General features: G+C 35.5%; 5 protein-coding genes. 3 read left to right on the top strand and 2 right to left on the bottom strand.

Translation table 11 applies throughout. The features are described 5' to 3' along the window. A partial coding sequence (locus ABDH28_00430; protein MEN2997496.1) for an alpha-amylase family glycosyl hydrolase occupies nt 1-1,233 on the top strand: 1,233 nt, incomplete at its 5' end. Between the two features lie 313 nt (nt 1,234-1,546). Further along, entirely contained in the window at nt 1,547-2,314 is a 768-nt protein-coding gene (locus ABDH28_00425; GenBank protein ID MEN2997495.1) for a hypothetical protein, read from the top strand. A 23-nt stretch (nt 2,315-2,337) separates the two neighbouring features. On the opposite strand, the gene ABDH28_00420 is transcribed toward ABDH28_00425, so the two are convergent. Further along, nucleotides 2,338-3,906 carry a hypothetical protein gene (locus ABDH28_00420; GenBank protein MEN2997494.1) on the bottom strand — a complete coding sequence of 523 codons (1,569 nt, stop codon included), beginning with the start codon at nt 3,904-3,906 and terminating at the stop codon, nt 2,338-2,340. 409 nt (nt 3,907-4,315) lie between these two features. Here ABDH28_00420 and pabB point away from each other — a divergent pair, with 409 nt between their 5' ends. Continuing rightward, nucleotides 4,316-6,046 (top strand): aminodeoxychorismate synthase component I, encoded by a 1,731-nt coding sequence (pabB, locus tag ABDH28_00415; GenBank protein MEN2997493.1) that lies wholly within the window; start codon nt 4,316-4,318, stop codon nt 6,044-6,046. Here pabB and ABDH28_00410 read toward each other — a convergent pair. After that, the coding region (locus ABDH28_00410) for a P83/100 family protein (protein MEN2997492.1) at nt 6,039-6,969 on the bottom strand (931 nt) is incomplete at its 5' end. The genes pabB and ABDH28_00410 overlap by 8 nt on opposite strands.

Genomic DNA, 6,969 nt, shown 5'->3' with positions numbered 1-6,969 from the left:
AACTTAACAAACGTCAATACTTTCAAAAAGTTTGTGGATGAAGCCCATATGAGAGGAATGGCGGTAATTCTTGATCTTGTGTTTAACCATATAGGACCTAGTGATGACATTATAGCAGGATACGATCCGGCATACAACTGGGAAAATCCGCAGACTTATTGGTATTCCGGCAAAACACCTTGGGGACCAAGGTTTAACTATTCTAATCCTATTGTCAAGAAATTCCTAATAGACAGTGCAAAGTATCTTATGAAGTACTACAAGATAGATGGATTTAGATTTGATGCAACTTACTATATTGCCTATAACAACGAGTGGTCAGATGGTGGGGGATTCTTGTATAGTATGGCTAGAGAGTTAAGAACTTTCGCTTCAAACGATGGTAATGGTCCTAATTTATTGCTTATAGCTGAAAACCTTCCAAACTGGGCTTGGATAGGTAATAAGAATGGAGGAGCCTTTGATAATCAATGGAATGTTGAGCTTACTCACGAGCTTAAGAAACTGTTTTATAGTGGTCCTGGAATACTGGATATGAATAATCTAAGAAACAGAATCCTAGCAAGTGATTTGGATAATGGGCTTAATAATCAGAACCCCTACGGTCTAATTGCTGTGCAGTATTTGTCCTCTCATGACGAGGTTGCTAATGGTAAAAGGAGGCCTGCTAGGGACTTAAAGAGTAGAGGTTGGGGTAACAGTGACTACGATGCACAGTATCAGACTATCACAGGGCTTGCTACCGCACTTTTCGCAAGAGGAATACCAATGATATTTATGGGTGATGAGATATTGGAAGGATATTATTCAGGAGACCAAGAATGGTTTAGAGATGATGTTCCAGTAAACTGGTCTAAGTTTACAAACCAGAGAGTTACGAACACTTTCCGAGCAATAAAGGATCTGATAAAGATCAGAAAGGAAAGGGTAAACAAACCTCAGTATGTAGGTATTGAAGTAAAGCATTTAAATTCCAGCGATAAGATTATAGGGTTTGCAAGGTATGGTGGTGGTAGCGATGATATATATGTCATAATAAACTATGACAAGCGTAGCTATGCAAATTACAATATTGAATTTCCATATAATGCAACTTGGGATCTTATCTTTGCTTCACCTAGTGGTGCTTATGGTGACGGAGGGTTTGATGGAAACTTGAGAAGTAGTGTAACCGGAAACTATGTGACTGTTGGTATTCCAGAATATGGTGTTCTGATATATAAGAAAAGATAGCAACAGCTACTTATCCTTCAACTCTAGCGTTAACCTCTAAGATCTTACACTAGTTTAGTCAATAAGGTCTAAAATCTGTAGTTGGGTGTAATTTTTCTCATTGCAGTCTCAGTAAATGTTTTTCTCAACAAGCACTTAAGAGACTTGGTATAAAATGAAATTTTGTGATAACAAACTCTTATCTGGAGGCAAAGAAAGTAAGTAAACAAAAAGTTTGGGATTTTACCTATTTGTCTAATGGAAGTCAGGGTTTGTTGGAGTTTAATAATTTAAGTTGAAATCAACTTATGTAGTGTATATAAACTTTTGCTACATGAGTAAGATAGATGAGGAGAGGGTAAAATTCCTAGTTTATCAATATCAGAGTGGAAACAGTTCCGTCCTAAATGCTTTGATAAGGGAAGTTTCCCTTTATGTTTATAATTTCCCGTTGGTTGTTTATAACAGACCCAGAGATGAAGCTAGTGAGTTCTACATATACTTTATGGAGCGTTTTGAAAGTGTTGTGAGAAACTTCAGAGACAGGGGGTTTAAGTTCTCAACCTATCTGACCGCTTCTTTGATAAACGCCTACAAAAATTTTTTGGCAGTACGGCGAAAAACGATAAGAGTTATATATGAATCGGAGCTAAATAGTATGAATCTTTTGTGTTTCTTTCAAGAGGAAATCGGTAAGGAAGCTGACGAGATGGTATTAAAAGCTGTAGAATTTTTTGATCAGCTTGATGAGTTTTCAAAACTCATAATAAAAACCTTCATATTTGAGCTTACACCTGAGGACTTAAAGTTGGTGTCTAGATACACTGATAAGCCGATAGAGCAGGTTACAAGAGAATACGAGGAGATACTTCAGAGGGTTGGCAAGAAGTATGAAAAGAGAAAAAAGTTGATTGATTCGATAAATGCAAATCCTAAGAAGCGTAAGCTGGAAAGACTTAGGTCATTGAATATTCTTTGTGGGTATGCAGATGTTGGGAAACTCCTTAACATGAGTGTTAGTAATGTTGGTGTAAGCCTTAAGAGAATAAGAGATAAGTTCAGGAGTTACATAAGCAGTGGTAAGTTTTCAACTACTACGTAAACTTCTATTTCTTAAAGCTAAATTTACTCTTCAGAGATGCCTTGTTGGATTTCTTCAAGAATTATGAGAGTTTCATTCAGGATTGATTTGGTTTCTACTAACATCTGTTTTATGTTTGTGAACAAAGAAACGCCTATAGTTATCTTTTCTAGAAAATCCCTAAATTTCTTGATCTGTGAAAATAGCATGGATATGGTGTTGTCAATGTCTTTGAACTTAGACTCTGTTTCTGAGAGACGGTATACTTCTCCATGGAAGACGTTCATAAGGCTGTCTAGAGTCTCCCCTGCCAAGCCTATATTGTATTTGATTCTGTCAGAGTGTTTTAGTATACTTTGAGAACTTGAACTTAGATACTCAAAAAGATCCTTAAACTTGTTGAAAGTATTTTGCATTTGTAAAACGTAGTTTTTAATGTTATTGTTTATGGTTACAATTTCATTTACAACTGTATCCATTGTTCTGCTAGCTTTGGTTTTGAAGGATTCTATCTGCACGTTGGTTGAAATTACGCTTAGTGCGCTGAGTTCGTCAAATATGAACTCCATGTTAGTTGATACCTTACTCTCTTCTGTCAAAATATCAGTTAATAGTGTTGTTACTGAGTCTATTTTTGCCATAAATGAACTTAAGATTGGGTTTATGTCCTTAAGTATTTTAGTTATTTCGTCTCTTTTGGTTATCTTTGATGAGATTTCCTCATAAGATGAAGCAAATATTTTTCTGATCCCGTCAGTTGTATCCTTAGCCTTGGATAAATAGTACTCAAAGCCTAGAATGTATGTAGAAAGATCTCCAACTAATTGGTTCGTTTCGTTCTCAAGAAAACTGTATTTATTCTCATATTCCTCAAAGAGTATAATGTTTTTTGATATCCTCTGCTTTAATGACTCTATATTTGAGAATATTTCTTTCTTTTTGTGCGAGAAGAGTTCTAATTGTAATTTGAGAGCATTTATTAGTGAATTACTGTCATCTAATTGCTTCCTTAGTGAAGAAATTTTTTCGCTGAAGGAGTTAGTTAAAAAATCGTAACTCTTGATGTTTTCAGGGTTGTTTATTGATATAAATCTTTTCAGGTCTTCTAGAAAGAAGACTAGTATGACACTACTGAGGGAAATTATTATGATTTTTACCTCAAGGAACAGGATACTACCTGCTACTGCAAGTATGGAGATAATGAAGTTTTTTGATAATAATATGCTTGGGAGTATAGCTTTTGAGGGACTACTTTTTGTGAAAAAGTCACAGGAGGAGAGGAAGATAACGCTGTTAATAAGTATTGCAAAAAGTGCTTTTAGGAAGTAGTAAGGCTGTTCTATCTTCAGAGCTATTGGCAGAAATATGAAAGAGAAATTACCTAGAAACAATAGTGCATTGAAGTGTAGTTTTTTGGAAGTTAATAGGAAATTCTGTAGAAGGGTTATTAGGAAGTTTATAAAAATGGAGATGGCAAAAAGATATGAAACATTCTTTAAAAGTTCGGTGTAGCTTGGGACTATGTCCAGAAACAACCAAAATATTACCAAGGCTAAAAGCAAAGAGACTGCAATATTAGTGGTTAGTAAAGCTGTAGGGTTTTTACTATCCATATTCGCAAATTATGAAAATTCCATTTCTCTCAAAACAAGTTTGTTTGTAACAGACAGCAGGTCACAATTTTCATTAGACAAGTTGCAATACTTTAAACTTTTTGCTTACACACCTTTTTGGTTCCAGATAGTTCTCGTCGGTTACAGAATTTCACTTCACATCAAGCTTCCTAGGTGTTTACCAAGAGTAGTATTTACTTACGTCCGATATAAAGGGAGGGTATTTCATCTCTCTAGATCGTCAGTTAAGTTCGTATCCATTTGGCATGATAAGAATTGGAAAGGGATTTAAGTGAGAAAGTAGTTTACTATTGCTTTTTTGCGAAATTTTGGGTAGGTAAGCTATTTTAAGAGTTATGGAGTGGGAGGAAACTACAGGCTCAGTGTTTAGAACAAATATAATTTAGATATGGTTCTTAAAGATGATGTAGTCTTCATTGTGGATAAACAAGATCACTTCTTGCTTTTTGAGAAACCTTTATTTGAGGTTTCAGTTGTTAAGCTTGCTGATTTAAAAGAGAGTCTTAGAGTAGTAGATGAATTTGTGAGGGAGAAGCTGTATGTATGTGGTTTCATTTCTTATGAGGCTGGATACTCTATACTTAATCTTCCGGCTAAAGCTGTTGATGATAGGTTACCTATTTTGTGGTTTGGAGCGTTTCTGAAACCTAAATTAGTGGAAGTTACTACTAGTGGTGGAAACTACTCTATCTCAAACATTGGTCCATCCTTGGATTTAAAGGAATACTTAGAAAAAGTAGATATCTTGAAAAGGTATGTAAAGGATGGTTATACCTATCAAGTTAATTTCACATTTAAGCTCTTTTTTGATTTTGATGGGGATCCTTTAGCTTTTTTTCTAGACTTGAGGAGGAAACAAAGGGTGAAGTATGCGAGATTTGTGAAATACTATGATGTATATATTTTGTCAGTTTCACCTGAACTTTTCTTTTCGGTTAAGGGTGATAAGATAGTAACGAAGCCGATGAAAGGAACAATAAGAAGGGGTAGGTTTTTGGAGGAAGATTTGTTGCTTATGAGGACTCTCAAGATGAGTGAGAAGGATAGGGCGGAGAATTTAATGATAACTGACTTGCTTAGGAATGACATAGGCTCAATATCTAAATTTGGGAGTGTAGGGGTCAGAAAAATGTTTGAGGTTGAGAGGTATGAAACTGTTTTTCAGATGACTTCAACAGTTGAAGGAAACTTGAGGGAGGGTGTTAAATTTAGTGATGTAGTTATTAACCTTTTTCCGGGAGGATCAATAACAGGAGCGCCTAAGAGAAAGACTGTTGAGATAATCAGTGAAGTTGAGACTTTGCCGAGAGGTATATATACGGGCACAATAGGTTATATTTCGCCAAACGGGTTTTCGGAGTTTAATGTTGCGATCAGGACTCCTATTATCTGTGGAAGTAGGGGGGAGATGGGGGTAGGTAGTGGAATCACTTGGTATTCCGAACCAGAGGATGAATATAAAGAGTGTCTTTTAAAGTCAGATTTTCTTGTATCAAAACCACATCCAGAGTTTGAACTCGTTGAAACAATACTACTTAGAAATCATAGGTTATGCCTATTGAAATATCACCTAAGTCGCCTTAAAAAGTCAGCAGAGTATTTTTCTTTTAGATATAACAGAAAAGTTATTATTGAGAAGCTCAGGAGAGTAGCTGAGCTTGGCGGAAAGTTCAAGTTGAGACTATTGCTAAGTCGGGAGGGGAGAGTCAGAGTTGAAGTGAAGAAGTTTGAAACAGTTAAGAAGAGGGGTTTCGTGAGGTTATCAGAAGATAGAGTTGATAGTAAAAACAAGTTCTTATACCACAAAACTACTAATAGAGAGGTTTATGACTATTACACAAGGAAAGCTAGGGAAGAGAGACTTGTTGATTATGTATTCCTCAATGAGGATGGCTATGTAACTGAAGGAAGTATTAATAACATTATCATATTTAGTGGAGGAAAGTTCATAACACCTGACAGAAGGTCTGGGCTTTTGAGGGGGACTATGCTTGAGTATCTCTCAAGAAAATATGGCATCGTTGAGGAGTTTATAACTCTCCGTGATCTTTTAGGTTCTGAAAGGGTGTTTATGTGTAATTCTGTTAGTGGTATAAAGGAAGTTAAGGTGATTATTTGACTTCGTCAATTTTTTTCAGTGTCTCCTCGTCTAAGACAACAATATTCTTGTTTTTATCGTTTAGGAGTATTTTCCCTTTGTAGAAGGTTATGAATGTATCTGGGTGAACTTCAATATCTGATGTAGCAACTTTGCTGAGGTTTTTGTCAAATTTACCAAGGTAGTATTTATTGTTTACTATTGTTATTGCGAATAGAAAGTTATTGTTGACTTCAACAAAACTTCTCCAAAAAATATTGTCCTTTCCGATGATTTTGGGTTCCACTGTATCAGTATCAAGTAACACTAGAAAATGTTTATCACTATGAGAGCTTTCGTATCCTATTACAATTGCACCCTCTCCGTAGACATAATACTTAAAACCACATATTTTGGTGAAACTGCTTTGCTTGATCGTTTTCATGTTTTTAAGATCTATAAGATACATCCTGTTGTTATAGTGCCCTTGGGGTTCAAAGTCTTGTTTTTTCAGGTAATACATCTTGTCGCCTACTATTATTCTATCACCAGAGGCCAGAGTCTTACCTTCTCTTTTTGCTATCTCTTCTTCTTTCTTTTTAAGTTCTTCTTCTTTCCTTTTAAGCTCTTCCTCTTTTTTTGCGATATTCTCTTTATGTTCTAATGTTTCCTCGTCTTTCTTTATTCTTTCTTCCTCTTTCTTTATTTCTTCTTCTTCTTTCTTAGCTTCTTCTTTTGCTTTTTCTAGTTTTTCCTCCTGTTCTTTTATCTGCTTTTCTTTTGTCTCCAGTTCTTTTTTCTTTTCCTCAATCTTAGCTAATTCTTTATCAGTGGTATCGCCTTTTGACTTTAGTTCTTCTTCCTTTCTAAGCAGTTCCTCTTTCTCTTTTTCAAGTTCTTCTCGAGGTTGTTCAAAAAATAGATGGATGGCTTTAGTGGACTGGTAAGGATAAAGGAGGGTTTGC

It is taken from the genome of Brevinematia bacterium (assembly GCA_039630355.1).
Classification (GTDB): Bacteria; Spirochaetota; Brevinematia; order DTOW01; family DTOW01; genus SKYB106.
Note: the sequence above shows the minus strand (reverse complement) of the source record. Positions and strands in the feature narration are given on the sequence as shown.

Excerpts from the sequence above, each read along its gene's own strand:
- ABDH28_00425 (MEN2997495.1), top strand. The coding sequence starts at position 1,547 with ATGAGTAAGATAGATGAGGAGAGGGTAAAATTCCTAGTTTATCAATAT.
- pabB (MEN2997493.1), top strand. The coding sequence starts at position 4,316 with ATGGTTCTTAAAGATGATGTAGTCTTCATTGTGGATAAACAAGATCAC.
- ABDH28_00420 (MEN2997494.1), bottom strand. The coding sequence starts at position 3,906 with ATGGATAGTAAAAACCCTACAGCTTTACTAACCACTAATATTGCAGTC.